The organism is Arcobacter peruensis, assembly GCF_003711085.1.
Taxonomy (GTDB): Bacteria; Campylobacterota; Campylobacteria; order Campylobacterales; family Arcobacteraceae; genus Poseidonibacter; species Poseidonibacter parvus.
This window is the reverse complement of the sequence record NZ_CP032363.1, coordinates 2022933-2040697: the sequence shown is the minus strand read 5'-3', so window position 1 is coordinate 2040697 and position 17765 is coordinate 2022933. Positions and strand designations below refer to the sequence as shown.

Genomic DNA, 17765 nt, shown 5'->3' with positions numbered 1-17765 from the left:
ATAAATATTAAAGATTATATTATGTCAACAACACCACAATTTACACATTTACATTTACATACAGAATACTCACTACTTGATGGGGCAAACAAAATAAAACCACTTGCAAAAAAAGTAAAAGAGATGGGAATGACTTCTGTTGCAATGACAGATCATGGAAATCTTTTTGGAGCAATTGATTTTTATAATGCCATGAAAAAAGAAGGTATTAAACCTATTATTGGAATGGAAGCATATATTCATAATAATGAAGAATTAGGCGATAAAACAACCAGACAAAGATTTCACTTATGTCTATATGCAAAAAACCAAGAAGGTTATAAAAACTTAATGTTTTTAAGCTCACAAGCTTATATGCATGGGTTTTATTACTATCCAAGAATTAATAAAAAACTTTTAGCAGAAAACTCAGGCGGACTTGTATGTTCTGCTGCTTGTTTACAAGGTGAAATCAACTGGAATTTAAATACTCAAAATGAAAGAAATGTAAAAAACGGTGCAAAAGGATATGAAGGTGCTAGAAAAGCTGCACTAGAATATAAAGAAATTTTTGGAGATGACTTTTATTTAGAAATCATGCGTCATGGAATTGGTGACCAACATTTTGTTGATGACCAGATTTTAAAACTTGGGCGAGAACTTGATATTAAAGTAGTTGCAACTAATGATACACATTATTTAAACCAAAAAGATGCAGATGCACATGAAGCGTTTATGTGTATTGCTATGAATAAACTTTATGATGATCCAAATAGATTAAGACATTCTGTACACGAATTTTATTTGAAAACACCAGAACAAATTGCAAAACTATATGCTGATATTCCTGAAGCAATAACAGCAACGCAAGAAATTGCTGATAAATGTAATTTAGAAATAAAACTAGGAGATCCAACTCCTCCAAACTTCAAGTTTACAAGACAAAAAGCGGAAGTAAATAATTTAACTCTACCCGAACCAGAGCTTGAATATTCTCTTGAAAATGATAAAATTTTATTTATTGATGAGTGCTGGAGAGGACTTGATAAAAGACTTCAAATTGTAGATCCTTCAAAACATCAAGAATACAAAGACAGACTACAAGTAGAAATTGACATTATCAATGGAATGAAATTCCCAGGGTATATGCTTATTGTTTGGGATTTCGTAATCGTTGCAAAACAAATGAAAATTCCAGTAGGTCCAGGAAGGGGTTCAGCAGCAGGAAGCTTAGTGGCTTTTTCACTAGAGATTACCGATATTGACCCAATGCCTTATGGCTTACTTTTTGAGAGATTCTTAAATCCTGAAAGAATATCTATGCCAGATATTGATATGGATTTTTGTCAAGCAAGACGTGGTGAAATTATTGATTATGTAGTTGAACAATATGGACGAGCAAACGTTGCTCAAATTATTACCTTTGGTAAACTTCTTGCAAAAGGTGTAATTAGAGATGTCGCTCGTGTTTTAGACATGCCATATTCAAAAGCAGATGCAATGGCAAAACTAATTCCTGATGAATTAGGAATTGACCTTACAAATTCATGGGAAAAAGAACCAAAAATAAAAGAACTATGTGATGCTGATCCACAAGCAGGAAGAGTTTGGGAATATGCACTAGCCTTAGAAGGTCTTAATAGAAATGCAGGAACACACGCAGCTGGTGTTGTTATTTCAAATGAACCTTTATGGAATAAAACTCCCTTATTTAAACCCTCAGGACTTGATACACTAGCAACTCAATATAATGGTAAATATGTTGAAGATGTTGATTTAATTAAATTCGATTTCCTTGGATTAAAAACTTTAACAGTAATTGAAGAAGCTTTACAACTTATTGAAAAAAGACACGGAAAAAGAATTGACTTCTTAACAGCAGATGTAAATGATAAAGGTGTTTATGACCTTATTCAAACAGGAAATACAATTGGGCTATTTCAAATAGAATCAGATGGTATGCAAGATTTATGTAAAAGATTAAAACCTGATAATTTTGAAGATATTATTGCCGTTCTAGCACTTTATCGTCCAGGTCCAATGGAGTCAGGAATGCTTGATGACTTTATTGATAGAAAACATGGTCGTGCTAAAATTGACTATTTCTATGATGAGTTTGATGCACCTTTAAGACCAATTCTAGAGCCAACTTATGGAGTTATTGTATATCAAGAGCAAGTTATGCAAATTGTACAAACTATTGGTGGATTCAGTCTTGGTGGTGCAGACCTTGTAAGACGAGCCATGGGTAAAAAGATTGTTGAAGAAATGGACAGATTAAAAGGTGAGTTTGCAGATGGTGGAGTTAAAAAAGGTTATGTAAGAAGTCACTGTGAAGAGTTATTCGACCTTATTGTAAAGTTTGCTGGATATGGATTTAATAAATCTCACTCAGCAGCGTATGCCCTTGTAACATTTTATACTTCTTATTTAAAAAACTATTATCCATCAGAATTTATGGCAGCACTTCTAACATTAGAAAAAGATAACACAGACAAAGTTGTAAAATATGTTGATGAAGTAAAAAGATTAGACTTAGAACTTTTCCCACCTGATATTAATAAATCAGATTTAGTATTTTCTGCAACTAAACTTGAGGGGAATGAAGTTGTAATGTTTGGAATGGGTGCTGTAAAAGGTGCTGGAGATGTTGCTATTAAGTCTATTATTGCTGCACGTGATGAAGGTGGAGATTTTACAGATTTAGCTGATTTTATTTCAAGAATTGACGGAAGTAAAGTAAATAAAAGAGTAATAGAATCTTTAACAAAAACAGGAGCTTTTGATAGCTTTGGTTATTCAAGAAGAGCCATGCTTGAGCAAATTGAGAAGATTTCTGAGTGTGTTGCAAACTCTATGAAAGCCAAGAAAATGGCGACAGGTTCACTCTTTGGAGATTCACAAGAGCTTACAAAAATTGATATTGTTTTAGATGAACTTGAAGAGTTTGAAGCAAAAGAGATACTAGAGTTTGAAAAAGCTTCATTAGGATTTTATGTATCAGGGCATCCACTTGATGAATATAGAGAACAATTAGATCAAATTAAATATACCCTTTCTTCTCAAATTGAAGATTTAGCAGATGGTTCACAAGCTTTGTTTGTAGGGAAGATTGAAAATATAGTTACAAAAATATCAAAAAAAGGTAATAAATTTGGAATTGCTTCTATTATAGATTTACACGGAAGTATTGAGCTTTTATTATTTGAAGATAGAATTAAAGAGCTTGAAGATGATTTTGATTTAGAAAAACCAATTGCATTTAAAGTAAAAATCTCAAAAGATGAAAACTTCACAAGAATGAACATCATGAAAATTGAAAGTTTAAAAGATGCAAAAAAAGAGAAAATTAAAACAAAACAAAAAGTAGAAGAAGAGCCACCTTTAACAATTGCTATTCCATTTACAAACAATGAAAATAGTATCTACCAACTCTTTGATTTAGTGGCAAATAATCAAGGGAAAAGAGACCTAAAAATATTAGTAAAATCAAAACTTGCAGATATTGAACTTGAAAGTGGTTTTAAGATAAATACTAATTTAGAAAAATTAATTCATAATATAGAAGGAGCTTTTGTAGTTTCATGATTAAACATATTTTATTATCAAATGACGATGGTTTTGATGCAATTGGTTTAGAAGCATTAATTGAAGCACTTAAACCAATTGCTAAAATAACAGTAGTAGCACCTGCAAAAAACAAATCAGCTTGTGGACACTCTTTAACACTTGATAGACCATTAAGACTTGATAGAGTTGATGATGATTTTTATAAAGTTGATGATGGAAGTCCTACAGATTGTATTTTTATTTCATTAAACAATTTATTTAAAGATGGTTATAAACCCGATTTAGTAATAAGCGGTATTAATATTGGTGCAAATATGGGTGAAGATATAACTTATAGTGGAACAGCAGCAGCAGCTATGGAAGCAGTGCTTCAAGGAGTACCAGCAATAGCAATTTCACAAGTTTGCAAAGATAAGTGTAATGATATAAAAAATGGATGGGATTTTGCACTAGCAAAGCAAACAATTGCTACTTTAGCAAAGAAAATACTTGATGAAAGCTTTCCATTAGAGGAAAGAAAGTTTTTAAATGTTAATATCCCAGCAATAAAACCAGAACAGTGTAATGGAATTAAAATCACAAAAGCTGGATATAGAGAGTATGGGAATGATACTCATAGGCATCATAATCCAAGAGGTGAAGAGTTTTATTGGATTGGTCTACATCCATTAATTTGGAAAGAATCCAAAGATAAAAATTGTGATTTTGAAGCTATAAAAGCAAATTACGTATCAATAACACCTATTATGCTAGATTTAACATCATATAATGATATTGAAAAAACACAAAATTGGTTAAACAATTAAAAAGGAAATAAATGAATTTTACAGAAGCAATTGAGCTAAATATAGACAAACTAGTTGGTACATTAAAACATGAAGAAGAACTAGAAGAAGTTTTAAAGAAAAAATTCACAAAAAAAGAATTTAAAGTATTTGTAGCATTTAGTGAAGGTAAATCTATAGATGAAGTAAAAACAATAATTAACGATGATGATGAAAGAATTAATGAAATATACAAAACAGCTTGTAAAAAATTAAATCAAGAAAAAATCAAAAAAGAGTTAGTGTTTTTTAAATAGAGTATAAAAATACTCTATTTCTCAAATCCTAGAAGAATCATACCTGCAAAGTTATTACCTTGGTAAAACTCAATTCTAAAAAGATTACCATCTTGATCAATTGAAAATCTTTTTGCAAGCTCTTTTCTTTTTATATTAATACCAACTTCTTTTTTACTCTTATTTACATATCCAATAACATTTACTCTTAAATCAGCAATTGGCTTGATATTAAAACTATTTTTTGCATAAATAATATCACCAAATTTTATATTCTGTGAAACTCCATCAATAGTTATATTAATATCTCTTTCATCCTCAATAAATTTTATATAATCAGGATGAAGCTTAGCAAGTTTTCTATTTCCATAATGAATAATATACTCTTTTCCTTTTTTAACAATTGTCATAAGAGGATTTGACGGAGTAAAGTCTAATGTTCCATCTTTATTAATAGGGAAATATTTTAAAAGTTTTCGAACCTTAGAAAGTGGTAGCTTAATTTTCTCATCATAAAAAGATATAAAAATATCATGGTCAATTACTTTTTTGATATCAACAGTTGAAATATCAAATTTTCTTTCAAATTCAATACCCATAATATTCATATACTCTTCAATAGCTAATAAATGATAGTAAACTCTTTCTTGTAAGTTTAACTCTTTACTAGCTTCATTTGCAAAAGCTGCTTTACCATTATTAATAGCAAAATATGTAAGAGTTTTTTCCATCTCTTTATCACCAAGTCTAGTTTTAGTATTTTTAACATGGTACTTATCTCTATCTCTAATAAGTTTAGTATTAATTGATTTCACTACTTGTGTTGAGATTTCTTCAAGATTTCCATATTTAGGAATATCTAAATTAGATTGATCAACAATAGCACAGTTTCCCCATCTTCGAGGAGACATTTTACTATTTATATACTTTTTTCTATAAAAACCACTTCCATCATGTAAATTCAAAATTAATTTTATTTCATCTGATTTTATATACTTTTTAATTCTCTCAACAGTATTATAATCAGGATCATCTTTTGATAAGGCTGCAAATTTTCTATTCATGTCACCATAAGGGCCACGTGATCTTTTAATAATTGAATAAAAGTTTAAATTAGGAATTACCCAAACAGAACCTTTTTTAATATCATAATGCGTTGCAATTAAAGAAGCTGCCATAAAAGCACCTGGTTCATCACCTTGAATCCCACCAATTATTAACAATGTATTATCGTCTTGTTGACCTTTTTTTATAAAATCAAAATCGAAACTTTTTACATCTGCATTTAAATATTGCAAACATAAAAATATTAATGAGATTTTAAATAGTCGTAATATGCCAAGGTTCATACCTTACACCGTCCTTATTATTTATTGTATACCGAACATCAACATACTTTAATTTTTGTATTACTTGAAATTCATGAGTATTTGCAAACTTTGAAGTAAAATTTGCATATCCAAAACCTTTTTTACCAACATCAAAATCACCTACTAAATGATATGTAAAAGCTGGAGGTGCAATAGATTTTGCAGCAACTGAGATATTTCCATCAACTCTATGTATTTTATCTAGAAAAAGTTTTGTTTGTTTTACAATACTTCGAATTCCTGAAGTTAATGTAAGAGAACTTCCTACATCCTTTTTCATTTCATTGTATGTATTATCTGCTTTACCTTTAAATAAATAATGTCCAGTATAAGGAATCTTTTTTACTTGTTTTTTATCAATTACATCACTTATATTACTACTGATTCTATCTCCAAAAAAACCATGGGAACTAGGATTATAATAAAAAATAAATTCTAAAAAATCTAATTCTTCTTTTGTAAAAGCTTCAATATTTGGAGCTCTTCTTGCAATACTTAGCATTGAATCAAAACTAATAATATTAAAATTTCCATATCCAACATAACTTTGAACAAGTTTTAATTTTTTTCTAATTGATTGAAAAGTTTTGTAGTCTTTTTTTTCAATAAATAAATCATTTCTTTTTATTTCACGACTACTAGCAAATAAGTCCATACTAGATATAGAAACAAGAGTAAATATAGTACTTTTTTTAATAAAATCTCTTCTAATATTTATCATTAATACTAAATAACCATCTTAATATCATCATGTTTACCTAAAATTTCAAAAAGTAATTTTCTATCATCTTCATTATGAACTAGTAATTCTAAATTATAACTCTCAAATTTACCTTTTTTGCTAGATTTAGATTTGACAATTTTATGTTCTCTTTTTTGAACTATTTCTTTAACCGTAGTATGAACACAAGTAGTTTGTAATACGACTAGTTTGTAACTCCAATTACATGGATAATCTAATTCTAATTTCTCTTTACTTAAATCAATCATATTTAATTCCTTTTAAAATCACCACTTTTACCACCAGATTTAGTTTCTAGTTGTACATTTGATATCACCATAGACTTGTCAATTGCTTTTACCATATCATATATAGTTAATAAACCAACAGATACACCTGTTAAAGCTTCCATTTCAACACCAGTTTGTCCATTTAACTTTGCTGTTACTTTCAGTTTAAATCCTGGAAGCTCAGGTAATTCTTCAACATCACAATTAATTCCACTTAATAACAAAGGATGGCACATAGGTATTAATTCACTTGTTTTTTTAACACCCATAATAGCTGCAATTACTGCTGTTTGAATCACAGGACCTTTTTTAGAAGTATTATCTACAATAGCATTGTATGCATCAATAGACATGCTTATTTGTCCAGTAGAAACTGCTATTCTATGTGTTTCATTTTTATTTGATACATCCACCATTTTTGGTCTATTATTATCATCTAAATGCGTTAAAGTCATGATATTTCCTTTATTTTGTTATATTTATTATATTCTAAATTTAGTTAAATAAGAATTAAGTAAAGTTTAAATATAATGCAACCCTAAAATTTAAAAAGAAAGTGGGTGATTTTAGTGCCAGGCATTAAAGTTAAAGATAGTGAATCATTTGACGAAGCATACAGAAGGTTTAAGAAGCAATGTGATAGAAATCTTATTGTAACTGAAACAAGAGCTAGAAGATTTTTTGAACCAATGACAGAGATCAGAAAAAAACAAAAAATTAACGCTAGAAAGAAAATGCTTAAGAGATTATACATGCTTAGACGATACGAGTCTAGACTGTAGATTTTACTTTTCTTCCAATAAAAAAGGTCAATCGAAAGATTGGCCTTTTTTTATGTCTATTTATTTTTGAAATTTGCTTTTCTTTTTTCAATAAAAGCTGACATACCTTCATCTTTATCTTCCAAATTAAATGTAGCATAAAAATATTTTCTTTCATTTTGTAAACCTGAACTAAGTGACATTTCATAAGCATTATCAATTGATTCTTTTATAAGCTTTACAACTGGTTGAGACATAGAAGCTATTTTAGTAGCTATATTTACAGCTTCATCAATTACAGTACCTTCTTTAAATACTTCTGAAACTAAACCAAAGTCTTTAGCTTCAAATGCTGATATCATATCTCCTGTTAGACACATCTGCATTGCTTTTGATTTTCCAACACTTCTAATTAATCTTTGAGTACCTCCAATTCCAGGCATTGTTCCCAATTTAACCTCAGGTTGACCAAATTTTGCAGTTTCATCACAAACAGTTATATCACACAACAAGCTTAACTCGCATCCTCCACCAAGTGCAACTCCAGATACTGCTGCAATTATTGGCTTCTTATGATTTTCTAAACCATTCCATTGCTTTGTTATAAACTCGCTATTATAAGCACTTGCAAAATCTAATTGAGATAATTCTTTTATGTCTGCACCTGCTGCGAAGACTTTACTACCTCCAGTTATAATAACTGCTCCAATATTTTTGTCTTCATCAAAACTCTTAACAGCATTAGATACTTCACTAATCAATTCTGAGGATAAAGCATTATAAGAGTTTGGCCTATTTAATGTAATCAATCCAACACAATTATTTCTTACTTCAACTAATATATATTTATATGACATTTTATTACCTTTTAACTATTAATAAAGAAGTTTACCTTATCCTTATTTCAAAGACAAGAGCTTACTATAAATATATATACTAATAGAATAGATACTATTGATTAATTTAAAAGAATAAAAATTAAGAAAAAGAAAAAGATAAGAAAGAAGATTTAAATAAAAGTATAAAAGAAAAAAGCAAAAACCCAAAAAAGAGGCCAAAAAAAAAGCTTACCAAATAACAATAAAGATTGTTAGTTGATAAGCTAATTGAATAAATACTCAAGAGCTGGCAGCGGCCTACGTTTCCACAAGGGGACCCTGCAGTATTATCAGCGATGAAGAGCTTGACTTCCAGGTTCGAAATGGAGCTGGGTATTTCCTCTTCTCTATAACCACCAGCAAAACTGAGTAATCAATATACTATAGAAGTATACTCATTACTCAACTTAATCTGTGAGTAAAGATATTAATAATGTTAAAGTCAACACATTTTATTTTTTATTCATACATTGCGTACACTTAATAAGATAGTAAACCAAAGAATACTAAATTTGAATTATAAATAAGCCAAACGATCTATTAGTACTAGTCAGCTAAACGTCTTACAACGCTTACACATCTAGCCTATCAACCAGCTAGTCTTGCTGGGATCTTCAGGGAAAGTTAATCTTGGAGTTGGCTTCGTGCTTAGATGCTTTCAGCGCTTATCTCATCCGTACGTAGCTACCCAACGATGCTCTTGGCAGAACAATTGGTACACTAGTGGTACGTTCATCCCGGTCCTCTCGTACTAGGGACAAATCTCCTCAACTTTCCTACGCCCACGGAAGATAGGGACCGAACTGTCTCACGACGTTCTGAACCCAGCTCGCGTACCGCTTTAAATGGCGAACAGCCATACCCTTGGGACCTGCTTCAGCCCCAGGATGCGATGAGCCGACATCGAGGTGCCAAACCTCCCCGTCGATGTGAGCTCTTGGGGGAGATCAGCCTGTTATCCCCGGCGTACCTTTTATCCTTTGAGCGATGGCCCTTCCACACAGAACCACCGGATCACTATGACCGACTTTCGTCTCTGTTCGACTTGTATGTCTCACAGTCAAGCTAGTTTATGCCATTATACTCAACTGGCGATTTCCATCCGCCATGAACTAACCTTTGTAAGCCTCCGTTACTTTTTAGGAGGCGACCGCCCCAGTCAAACTACCCACCAGACATTGTCCTGAAAGAGGATAACTCTTCCCAGTTAGTAACTCAAATATTCAAGGGTGGTATCTCAAGGATGGCTCCACTAGAATTGGCATCCTAGTTTCATAGCCTCCCACCTATCCTGCACATGAATATCCAAGCTACAGTGTCAAGCTGTAGTAAAGGTGCACGGGGTCTTTCCGTCTTTCCGCGGGTAGGAGGAATTTTCACCTCCACTACAATTTCACTGGATCCCTGGTTGAGACAGCTCCCATCTCGTTACGCCATTCATGCAGGTCGGTATTTAACCGACAAGGAATTTCGCTACCTTAGGACCGTTATAGTTACGGCCGCCGTTTACTCGGGCTTCAATCAAATGCTTCGATAAATCTAACATCATCAGTTAACCTTCGAGCACCGGGCAGGCGTCACACCTTATACATCCTCTTACGAGTTAGCAAAGTGCTGTGTTTTTGGTAAACAGTCGGGAGGGACTCTTTGTTGCAACCTCTCTAGCTTTCGGAAGTAAATTCCTATACCAAAGTAGGCACACCTTATACCGAAGATACGGTGCTAGTTTGCAGAGTTCCTTAACCAGGGTTCTTCCACGCGCCTTAGAATACTCATCCCACCCACCTGTGTCGGTTTACGGTACGGGCAACAAACAATATGCTTAGTGGCTTTTCTTGGCACGACAGTATCATCGATTCTCCATCTCCTCCGAAGAGTGTCAGGAGCCTGTAAGATCTCGGTCTCATGTAATCCGGATTTGCCTAAATTACGACCTACGTCCTTCGACCCACTATTCCATCAGTGAGCTCGATTAACTCTATGCGTCCCCACATCACGCTTGTTTGTTGGTATTGAAATATTAATCAATTTGCCATCGTCTACCCCTTTCGGACTCGACTTAGGACCCGACTAACCCTACGATGACGAGCATCGCGTAGGAAACCTTGGGTTTTCGGCGTTGAGGATTCTCACCTCAATTATCGCTACTCATGCCTGCATGCTCACTTCTATCCGCTCCAACGCTCCTTACCGGTACATCTTCAACGCTGAATAGAACGCTCTCCTACCACTCAATATAAAATATTGAATCTAAAGCTTCGGTGCATATCTTAGCCCCGTTATATTTTCCGCGCAGAATCACTAGACCAGTGAGCTGTTACGCTTTCTTTAAAGGATGGCTGCTTCTAAGCCAACCTCCTGGTTGTCACAGTAACTCCACATCGTTTTCCACTTAGATATGACTTTGGGACCTTAGCTGTTAGTCTGGGTTGTTCCCCTCTCGACATAGGATTTTATCACCCTACGCCTGACTCCTGCGATTACACATATAGTATTCATAGTTTGATAGGGTTTGGTACCGCGGTAAGCAGCCCTAGCCCATTCAGTGCTCTACCCCTATATGCTACTACGCAAGGCTATACCTAAATATATTTCGGAGAGAACCAGCTATCACGAAGTTTGATTGGCCTTTCACCCCTATCCACAAGTCATCCGAGCACTTTTCAACGCACACCGGTTCGGTCCTCCACTGGCTCTTACACCAGCTTCAACCTGCTCATGGATAGATCACTTCGTTTCGGGTCTGCAGCATCTGACTAAGTCGCCCTATTAAGACTCGCTTTCGCTACGGCTTCGCACTTGGCTTAACCTTGCCAGACACCACAACTCGCAGGCTCATTATGCAAAAGGCAGTCCGTCACCCTGATAAATCATAGGGCTCCGAATGATTGTAAGCTAATGGTTTCAGGTTCTATTTCACTCTCCTCGCTGGAGTACTTTTCACCTTTCCCTCACGGTACTTGTTCACTATCGATCTGTAAGTAGTATTTAGGATTAGAGGGTGGTCCCCCTAGATTCAGACAAAATATCACGTGTTCCGTCCTACTCAGGATACCAATAGAGCTATTGAACATTTCGATTACAGGAGTATCACCTTCTACGCTTAACCTTTCCAGGTTATTCATCTATATTCTCTAGTCTCACATCTTGGTCCTACAACCCCCTATGCAAGCATAGGGTTTGTCCTAATCCCATTTCGCTCGCCGCTACTTTGGGAATCTCTTTTGATTTCTCTTCCTCTGGTTACTGAGATGTTTCACTTCACCAGGTTTGCCCACTTTCGTGTAACTAATATCTCTATTAGCTGGGTTGTCCCATTCGGATATCTACGGATCAAAACTTCTTGACAGTTCCCCGTAGCTTTTCGCAGTCTAGTACGTCCTTCATCGCCTCTTACAGTCTAGGCATCCACCATTAGCCCTTAATAGCTTATAATAAACAGAATTTAATCTGTCGCATTTGATAATTATTCTTTGGCTACTATCTTATTAAACATACTTTAATGCATATTTTATAAAATAATAAATTGTGTTCTATCTAATCTCTTAGATAGTTTTTAAAATTGTTTATTAATCTTTACTAATAAATTAGTATTAATTAATGAAAAAATTAAAAGACTTTAACATTATATTTTTAAATATCATTTTGGTAATTAAACCAAATATAAATACTTTATATTAAGTACTTATATTTAGTTTGAATAACTAAACTCTAATATGTAAGGTTTTTAATAATCTTTATAAACCGAACATAATACTCTTTTTTTGTTTTTCTTGATGAGACTTAAAACGAATTAAGTCTCTGTCTCTGAAAGGAGGTGATCCAACCGCAGGTTCTCCTACGGTTACCTTGTTACGACTTCACCCCAGTTACTGAATCCACTGTGGAGGGTAGCTACTTTAGCATTCCCGCTTCGAATGAGTTCAATTCCCATGGTGTGACGGGCGGTGAGTACAAGACCCGGGAACGTATTCACCGTAGCATTGCTGATCTACGATTACTAGCGATTCCAACTTCAAGCAGTCGAGTTGCAGACTGCTATCCGAACTGGGAGATATTTTTGAGATTTGCTCCACCTCACGGTATTGCTGCTCTTTGTATACCCCATTGTAGCACGTGTGTAGCCCTGGACGTAAGGGCCATGATGACTTGACGTCGTCCTCACCTTCCTCCTGGTTACCCAGGCAGTCTCATTAGAGTTCTCAGCCGAACTGTTAGCAACTAATGACGAGGGTTGCGCTCGTTGCGGGACTTAACCCAACATCTCACGACACGAGCTGACGACAGCCGTGCAGCACCTGTATGATAGTTCTAGCAAGCTAGCACTATTACATCTCTGTTATATTCTATCTATGTCAAGTCCAGGTAAGGTTCTTCGCGTATCGTCGAATTAAACCACATGCTCCACCGCTTGTGCGGGTCCCCGTCTATTCCTTTGAGTTTTAATCTTGCGACCGTACTCCCCAGGCGGCACACTTAATGTGTTAACTGCATTACTGCAAGGTCTAGCCTCACAACAACTAGTGTGCATCGTTTAGGGCGTGGACTACCAGGGTATCTAATCCTGTTTGCTCCCCACGCTTTCGAATCTCAGCGTCAATAATGTTCCAGTAGATCGCCTTCGCAATCGGTATTCCTTCTGATCTCTACGGATTTTACCCCTACACCAGAAATTCCATCTACCTCTCCCATATTCTAGATAGAAAGTTTCAAAAGCAGTTCAATAGTTGAGCTATTGGATTTCACTTCTGACTTTTCTATCCGCCTACATTCTCTTTACGCCCAGTGATTCCGAGTAACGCTTGCACCCTCCGTATTACCGCGGCTGCTGGCACGGAGTTAGCCGGTGCTTATTCATATAGTACCGTCATTATCTTCCTATATAAAAGGAGTTTACGCACCGAAATGTGTCATCCTCCACGCGGCGTTGCTGCATCAGACTTTCGTCCATTGTGCAATATTCCCCACTGCTGCCTCCCGTAGGAGTCTGGACCGTGTCTCAGTTCCAGTGTGACTGATCATCCTCTCAAACCAGTTAAGCGTCATTGTCTTGGTGAGCCATTACCTCACCAACTAACTGATACTGTACAGGCCGATCTTCAAGCTATAAATATTTCCCTTGCAGACTTAAGTCCTAAAGGCATATAGGGTATTAGCAATCGTTTCCAATTGTTATCCCCTTCTTGAAGGCACGTTACCTATATATTACTCACCCGTGCGCCACTTAGCTGACAATTAAAGCAAGCTTTAATCCGTTCTCGTTCGACTTGCATGTGTTAAGCACGCCGCCAGCGTTCACTCTGAGCCAGGATCAAACTCTCCATAAAGAAGTGCGATACAAAGTTGACTTAATGTCAAGTTTTATAAACGCGTCTAGTTTGATACTGACAAATTTGTATTGTTATACAAAATTATCACTCAAATTTATAGACAAGAATTAATTCTTGTTATAATTTTTTTATTTTTTTTAAATCTATTTCTTTTAGATTATATATTAGAGTATTATATTCAGTTTATAAAGATTACTTTACAAACTTCATTACATTGTTAAAGATCATCCATCGTATCGGCTGTTCATCAAATGTTTTTGATGTCGTTCCTCTGTTTTTGGACGGGAATTATAGGGTATAATTTTCTTCTTGTCAAGGGGTTTTTCTTAGATGTGGCTTAAATTTTGGAATTCCTTTCAATAGTATTATTAATACTATATTTATATTGTAAAAAACAATTAAATATCATTTTTAATAAGTAAAAACCTTATCTTTATTAATTATTCATTTACTTTTATAATATAATATATCTAAAGTGGTAAACGATAACATACTTAATTAAAGATGTTATTAAGACTAACATAATAAAATTACGCACTTAAACTATAATATTAAAAGGATATACATATGTATAATAGAGATTATTTATCAAATAATTCTAATGAACATGCACAAGAGTCATCGCAATCACAATTGATGAGCTTCTTAAAAGCTACTTATCAATTATTTGCAGGTTCTTTATTAGCAGCTACTGCTGGTGCATATATTGGGTTAGAAATTGTTTCAATGTTAATGGGACCTGTTAAATGGGTTTTATTTGCTGTTGAATTAGCATTAATCTTCTTCGTAATACCAAGAACTAAACATATTCCAGGTGTTAACTTAGCTGTATTATTTGGATTCACATTTATTTCTGGATTAACAATTGCTCCATTATTAGCTTCAATCTTTGCAATGCCAGCTGGTGCTGCTATTGTTGGACAAGCTTTCTTAATGACTTCAGTTGCTTTTGCTGGAATTTCAATGTTTGCAATGACAACTAAAAGAGATTTCTCTTCAATGGGAAAAATGTTATTCATTGCTTTAATTATTATGATTGTTGCAGGTATTTCTAATATCTTTATTCAATCATCATTATTACAATTAGGAATTGCTAGTGCTGGTGCATTATTATTTTCTGCGTTCATTTTATATGATACACAACAAATAATCAAAGGGAATTATGATTCTCCAATTGATGCTGCACTATCTTTATACTTAGATTTCTTTAACTTGTTTATTTCATTATTACAAATTTTAGGAATTATGAATAGTAACGACGACTAAATAGTTAAACTAACTCCTTTGGGAGTTAGTTTACAGTTTAGTAAATGTCTTAATAAAAATCACTTCAAACTCTAAATAATTTAAACCATACTCTTTATATAGTTTCTTAGCATCTTTAAAATCTAAAGCATTTGACCCACCACTTACACCTGAATTTTTAATGTAATTAAATAAATCTTTTTTATTGTCAAACTCTAATTTATACATTATTGTTTCAAATTCACAATTAAAATATTGAGAAAATGCCTTTTTTATTTCATCTTCGCTTAAAATTGGAGATTTTGAATTTGTTATATTTTGAATTGTTTTAAATGTATTTGAAGTGAATAAAACTGCATTTATTTCTTTTGTGACATAAGACAAGTTTCTTATGATTTTCCCTAAATCTTTTGACCATTGTAATGCAGATGAAGAAAGAACTATATCATAGCTATCATTTTTGATTTCATTTAAAAATTCATCACTATCAAAATCATGGCATTTAACTTCAACCTTACTGTTTTTAGGATGTAGTTTACACATTTGGGCAGAAAAGTCTATTGCCTTGTAAAAATCTATTTCCCAATTAATATGATTGAAAACTTGCCCTGAACCACAGCCTAATTCTAATATCTTTTTAGGTTTACTTTTTAATTCACGTACAAGTGATTTTGCAATAATTTGTTGAATAATATTGTTATCATTATATTTATTTGCATGCTTTGAAAATTCATTTTTGATTGACAATTTTGCTCTTTATTATAGTAGATATTTTTTAGTAAGATTCATTTTAACTTTTTCTTAATAAGTTTTAGATAAAATATACCCCATTTTTCAAAAAGGAAATAAATTATGACATCTACACTTTTAGTAGTTCAATTTGTTTTAGCGATTTTATTAACTATAGTAGTATTACTTCAAAAAAGTTCAAGCATCGGTCTTGGAGCTTATAGTGGAAGTAACGAGTCTTTATTTGGTGCTAAAGGACCAGGTAATTTTTTAACTAAAGCAACAATGGCATTAGGTTTAATCTTTGTAATTAATACAGTGACTTTAGGTTACATGTACAATGAAAAAAGAAACGAAAGTGCAATTGATAATGTAAAAACAGAATCATTAATACCATCAGTTCCAGTTCCAGTAACTGAACAAGCTGCTCCTGCAGCTCCTTCATCAGCACCAGTACCAACAGTACCTGCTGCAGAATAATTTAAAGAAATAGTAAGAAATATTTATATTTCTTACACTCTTTACTTTTTCTTTTCTCACATCTTTTACTAATCTACATTAAAAACATAAAATTATAAATTTACAACTCTATTATAGAAAGATATCAAAGTTAAAAATGGTATAATGCCGCTTAAATTAAATAAAAAAGTTAAACCTTGCAAGGAGAATTAATGTTAGAAGAATTAAATGCTGAAACAAAAGATCATATGGAAAAGTCTATTGAGGCTTTAAAAAGAGATTATAAAACACTAAGAACAGGTAAAGTTACTACTTCTGTTTTAGATGGTGTAAAAGTTGATTATTATGGAACTCCTACAGATTTAAATCAAGTAGGTTCTGTTTTAGCAGCAGATGCTACAACTATTGTAGTAAACCCATGGGAAAAAAATCTTTTAGGTGATATTGAAAAAGCTATTCAAAATGCTAACATTGGTGTTAATCCAAATAATGATGGTGAAGTAATCAAATTATTCTTCCCACCTATGACAGTTGACCAAAGAAAAGAAAGTGCTAAGGGTGCAAAAGTTATGACTGATAATGCAAAAGTTGCAATTAGAAATATCAGAAAAACTGCAAATGACAAAATTAAAGCTCTTCACAAAGATAAAGAAATTACTGATGATGAGAGTAAAAAAGCACAAGATGAAATTCAAAAGATTACTGATGGGTTCGTAGCAAAAGCTGATGATACTTTAAAAGCAAAAGAACAAGAAATTTTAACGGTATAATTATGAACGTAGAACAAATTTATAAAGATGCAAATGCCTTATTAGAAGGACATTTTAAATTAAGCTCTGGTAATTACTCAAACTTTTATTTACAATCTGCAAAGGTTTTAGAAGATCCTAAAACTGCTAAATTATTAGCCGAAGCTTTAGCTGCGCAAATAAAAGAGTCTGGTATTAAAGTTGATGCTGTATGTTCACCTGCACTTGGTGGAATTATTTCAGGATTTGCATTAGCAACTGCTTTAGATGTAAGATTTATTTTTGCGGAAAGAGTTGATGGACAAATGACAGTAAGACGTGGTTTTGAAGTTAGTGAAGGTGAAAACTACATCATATGTGAAGATATTATCACAACTGGTGGATCTGCACTTGAAGCTGCTAAACAAGTTGAAGCTGCTGGTGGAAATATTGTTGCATATGCAGCACTTGCAAACAGAGGTTTTTGTTCAAGAGTTGGAAGTGATTTACAAGCTCAAGATAATTGTAAATTACCACTTGATAAACCATTATTTGCATTAGAAGACTTTACTTTCAAAATGTATACTCCTGATGAGTGTGATTTTAAAGATATTGCTTATAAACCAGGTTCAAGAGGTAACTAAA

The 17765-nt window shown here is 33.3% G+C and carries 14 protein-coding genes and 3 rRNA genes; 8 read left to right on the top strand and 9 right to left on the bottom strand.

All coding sequences use genetic code 11. From position 1 onward, the window contains the following. The first annotated feature begins 21 nt into the window (after positions 1-21). Genes dnaE through D3Z07_RS10280 form a run of 3 tightly spaced genes read left to right on the top strand, consistent with a single transcriptional unit; the run spans position 22 to position 4630 of the window. Entirely contained in the window at positions 22-3567 is a 3546-nt protein-coding gene (gene dnaE, locus D3Z07_RS10290; protein ID WP_076089005.1) for a DNA polymerase III subunit alpha, read from the top strand. Next, positions 3567-4355 carry a 5'/3'-nucleotidase SurE gene (gene surE / locus D3Z07_RS10285; RefSeq protein WP_122894219.1) on the top strand — a complete coding sequence of 263 codons (789 nt, stop codon included), beginning with the start codon at positions 3567-3569 and terminating at the stop codon, positions 4353-4355. The genes dnaE and surE overlap by 1 nt, the downstream gene beginning before the upstream one ends. An 11-nt stretch (positions 4356-4366) precedes the next feature. Then, positions 4367-4630, top strand: coding sequence for a hypothetical protein (locus D3Z07_RS10280; RefSeq protein WP_076089007.1), 264 nt, complete (start codon positions 4367-4369; stop codon positions 4628-4630). 14 nt (positions 4631-4644) lie between these two features. Here the strand turns inward: D3Z07_RS10280 and D3Z07_RS10275 are convergent, their stop codons facing one another. Genes D3Z07_RS10275 through moaC form a run of 4 tightly spaced genes read right to left on the bottom strand, consistent with a single transcriptional unit; the run spans position 4645 to position 7445 of the window. Beyond that, entirely contained in the window at positions 4645-5958 is a 1314-nt protein-coding gene (locus D3Z07_RS10275; protein ID WP_122893811.1) for a M99 family carboxypeptidase catalytic domain-containing protein, read from the bottom strand. Continuing rightward, complete coding sequence (locus D3Z07_RS10270) at positions 5930-6700, bottom strand: D-alanyl-D-alanine carboxypeptidase family protein (protein ID WP_122893810.1); 771 nt, start codon at positions 6698-6700, stop codon at positions 5930-5932. Before D3Z07_RS10270 ends, D3Z07_RS10275 begins: the two co-directional genes overlap by 29 nt. A 5-nt stretch (positions 6701-6705) precedes the next feature. Further along, on the bottom strand, positions 6706-6969 hold the full coding sequence (locus tag D3Z07_RS10265) for an HP0495 family protein (protein ID WP_076089012.1): 264 nt from the start codon (positions 6967-6969) through the stop codon (positions 6706-6708). A 2-nt stretch (positions 6970-6971) separates the two neighbouring features. Beyond that, on the bottom strand, positions 6972-7445 hold the full coding sequence (gene moaC, locus D3Z07_RS10260) for a cyclic pyranopterin monophosphate synthase MoaC (RefSeq protein ID WP_122893809.1): 474 nt from the start codon (positions 7443-7445) through the stop codon (positions 6972-6974). Between the two features lie 114 nt (positions 7446-7559). Here moaC and rpsU point away from each other — a divergent pair, with 114 nt between their 5' ends. After that, positions 7560-7772 (top strand): 30S ribosomal protein S21, encoded by a 213-nt coding sequence (gene rpsU, locus D3Z07_RS14390; protein WP_071628030.1) that lies wholly within the window; start codon positions 7560-7562, stop codon positions 7770-7772. Between the two features lie 56 nt (positions 7773-7828). On the opposite strand, the gene D3Z07_RS10250 is transcribed toward rpsU, so the two are convergent. The 4 genes from D3Z07_RS10250 to D3Z07_RS10235 all read right to left on the bottom strand — a co-directional run bounded on the left by D3Z07_RS10250 (position 7829) and on the right by D3Z07_RS10235 (position 13956). Then, positions 7829-8608 carry an enoyl-CoA hydratase-related protein gene (locus tag D3Z07_RS10250; protein ID WP_122893808.1) on the bottom strand — a complete coding sequence of 260 codons (780 nt, stop codon included), beginning with the start codon at positions 8606-8608 and terminating at the stop codon, positions 7829-7831. A gap of 266 nt (positions 8609-8874) precedes the next feature. After that, positions 8875-8990: ribosomal RNA gene (rrf, locus tag D3Z07_RS10245) — 5S ribosomal RNA — on the bottom strand. A 158-nt stretch (positions 8991-9148) separates the two neighbouring features. Continuing rightward, a 23S ribosomal RNA gene (locus tag D3Z07_RS10240) occupies positions 9149-12064 on the bottom strand. Positions 12065-12439: 375 nt separating this feature from the next. After that, positions 12440-13956 (bottom strand): 16S ribosomal RNA (locus D3Z07_RS10235). Together the 16S, 23S and 5S rRNA genes form the textbook arrangement of a ribosomal RNA operon. 570 nt (positions 13957-14526) lie before the next feature. Between D3Z07_RS10235 and D3Z07_RS10230 the strand changes: the two genes are divergently transcribed. After that, positions 14527-15225, top strand: a complete 699-nt coding sequence (locus D3Z07_RS10230) for a Bax inhibitor-1/YccA family protein (RefSeq protein ID WP_076089018.1) — start codon at positions 14527-14529, stop codon at positions 15223-15225. A 30-nt stretch (positions 15226-15255) separates the two neighbouring features. Here the strand turns inward: D3Z07_RS10230 and D3Z07_RS10225 are convergent, their stop codons facing one another. Then, positions 15256-15951, bottom strand: a complete 696-nt coding sequence (locus D3Z07_RS10225; protein WP_076089020.1) for a methyltransferase domain-containing protein — start codon at positions 15949-15951, stop codon at positions 15256-15258. A gap of 105 nt (positions 15952-16056) precedes the next feature. Between D3Z07_RS10225 and secG the strand changes: the two genes are divergently transcribed. The 3 genes from secG (at position 16057) to pyrE (ending at position 17764) form a co-directional block, all read left to right on the top strand. Continuing rightward, the gene (gene secG, locus D3Z07_RS10220) at positions 16057-16413 is read left to right on the top strand and encodes a preprotein translocase subunit SecG (protein WP_076089022.1); all 357 of its coding nucleotides are present in this window, start codon (positions 16057-16059) and stop codon (positions 16411-16413) included. Between the two features lie 191 nt (positions 16414-16604). Continuing rightward, entirely contained in the window at positions 16605-17162 is a 558-nt protein-coding gene (gene frr / locus D3Z07_RS10215) for a ribosome recycling factor (protein WP_076089024.1), read from the top strand. Between the two features lie 2 nt (positions 17163-17164). After that, positions 17165-17764 carry an orotate phosphoribosyltransferase gene (pyrE, locus tag D3Z07_RS10210; RefSeq protein ID WP_076089026.1) on the top strand — a complete coding sequence of 200 codons (600 nt, stop codon included), beginning with the start codon at positions 17165-17167 and terminating at the stop codon, positions 17762-17764. Position 17765 lies beyond the last annotated feature (1 nt).

Coding starts and splice junctions, on each gene's coding strand:
- dnaE (WP_076089005.1), top strand. CDS start 22: ATGTCAACAACACCACAATTTACACATTTACATTTACATACAGAATAC.
- D3Z07_RS10230 (WP_076089018.1), top strand. CDS start 14,527: ATGTATAATAGAGATTATTTATCAAATAATTCTAATGAACATGCACAA.
- pyrE (WP_076089026.1), top strand. CDS start 17,165: ATGAACGTAGAACAAATTTATAAAGATGCAAATGCCTTATTAGAAGGA.
- D3Z07_RS10265 (WP_076089012.1), bottom strand. CDS start 6,969: ATGATTGATTTAAGTAAAGAGAAATTAGAATTAGATTATCCATGTAAT.
- D3Z07_RS10275 (WP_122893811.1), bottom strand. CDS start 5,958: ATGAACCTTGGCATATTACGACTATTTAAAATCTCATTAATATTTTTA.
- frr (WP_076089024.1), top strand. CDS start 16,605: ATGTTAGAAGAATTAAATGCTGAAACAAAAGATCATATGGAAAAGTCT.
- moaC (WP_122893809.1), bottom strand. CDS start 7,445: ATGACTTTAACGCATTTAGATGATAATAATAGACCAAAAATGGTGGAT.
- secG (WP_076089022.1), top strand. CDS start 16,057: ATGACATCTACACTTTTAGTAGTTCAATTTGTTTTAGCGATTTTATTA.
- D3Z07_RS10250 (WP_122893808.1), bottom strand. CDS start 8,608: ATGTCATATAAATATATATTAGTTGAAGTAAGAAATAATTGTGTTGGA.
- D3Z07_RS10280 (WP_076089007.1), top strand. CDS start 4,367: ATGAATTTTACAGAAGCAATTGAGCTAAATATAGACAAACTAGTTGGT.
- D3Z07_RS10270 (WP_122893810.1), bottom strand. CDS start 6,700: ATGATAAATATTAGAAGAGATTTTATTAAAAAAAGTACTATATTTACT.